Here is a 1,402-nt window from a genome sequence, read left to right as displayed (position 1 = left end):
GGTCGTGGCCGGCGCCATGGCGACCTGCGACGTGCCCTTGGCCGGCGCGGCGGCCAGCGTGGGCTTGTAGCCCGGGCCGGCGTTGGCCGCGATGATGCGGGCCACGTCGGCGCCGGCGCCCTTGTCCAGGTCGTCGTACACCGCGGTCTGCGCCACGGCCTGGGTGCGCGGCGCGTCGGCCAGCAGGTGGCCGCTGCGGTCCTGCGTGTCCACCTTCACGTCCATGGACAGCCCCACGCGCAGCGGGTGGGTGCGCAATTGCTCGGCATCGATCGCGATGCGCACCGGCACGCGCTGCACCACCTTGATCCAGTTGCCGGTGGCGTTCTGCGCGGGCAGCAGCGCGAAGGCCGAGCCCGTGCCCACGCCCATGCCGGCGATGGTGCCGGTGTATTCCACCTTCTTGCCGTACAGGTCGGCCGTGAGCTTGGCGGGCTGGCCCAGGCGCAGGTTGCGCAGCTGGTTTTCCTTGAAGTTCGCATCCACCCACACCTGGTTGAGCGGCACCACGGTCATGAGCGGCGTGCCGGCGGCCACGCGCTGGCCCAGCTGCACGGTGCGGCGCGCCACGTAGCCGTCCACGGGGGCGGGCAGGTCGGTGCGGCGGGCGGCCAGGTAGGCCTCGCGCACCTTGCCGGCGGCGGCCAGCACGTTGGGGTTCTGGTCCACCGAGATGCCCTGGGTGAGCGACTGGTTGCTGGCGAGCTGCTCGCGCGCCGACACCACGCCGGCCTCGGCCGCGGCCAGCGCCGTGCGGGCCGCATCGAGCTGGCTCTGCGCGTGGTTCAACTCTTCCTTGGACACGGCGCCATTGCCCGACAGGGCCTGGCGGCGGCGCAGGTCGTCGGTGGCGCGGGCGATGTCGGAGCGGGCCTTGGCCACGTCCGCCTGGCGCAGGCTGATCTGCGCGTTGAGCGAGCCGTTGTTGGCATAGAGCGTGCGCGCCTGGCGCACCGCCTGGGCCAGGCCCGCCTCGGCCTGCTCCAGTGCCACGCTGGCATCTGCGGGGTCGAGCTTGACCAGCGCGGCGCCGGCCTTCACGAAGTCGGTGTCGTCGGCCAGGATGGACATCACGGTGCCGCCCGTCTGCGGCGTGATCTGGATGACATTGCCCTGCACGTAGGCGTTGTCGGTGTCTTCGTAGTGGCTGGCCACCAGCCAGTCGTAGACGCCCCAGGCGCCGCCCGCCACCACCACGAGGGCGGCAAGCGAGATCAGGGCCTTGCGGCGGCGGGCCTTGGCGGCGCCGGGGTCTGCGGGCGCGGTGGCGGGGGTTTGCGGTGCGTTCATGGAAAGGGCTCCTCGCGGTCGGGAAGGTGTTCGGTTCGGTAAAAAGGGGTGGCGGGCGGCTCAGTGCGCGGCGGTGGCGGCGGCAGGGGCCGCCGTGGCCACGGCACCCGCG

At 72.9% G+C, this 1,402-nt stretch carries 1 protein-coding gene; it reads right to left on the bottom strand.

Annotated elements, in window-relative coordinates; all coding sequences use genetic code 11:
- Window positions 1-1,290 (bottom strand): HlyD family secretion protein (locus AC27IO_RS24195; RefSeq protein ID WP_498741213.1); only part of this gene is annotated, 1,290 nt, incomplete at its 3' end.
- Window positions 1,291-1,402 lie beyond the last annotated feature (112 nt).

This window comes from Acidovorax sp. KNOB132 (assembly GCF_057541515.1).
The sequence above is the reverse complement of the archived record's forward strand: the minus strand, read 5'-3'. Positions and strand labels throughout refer to the sequence as shown.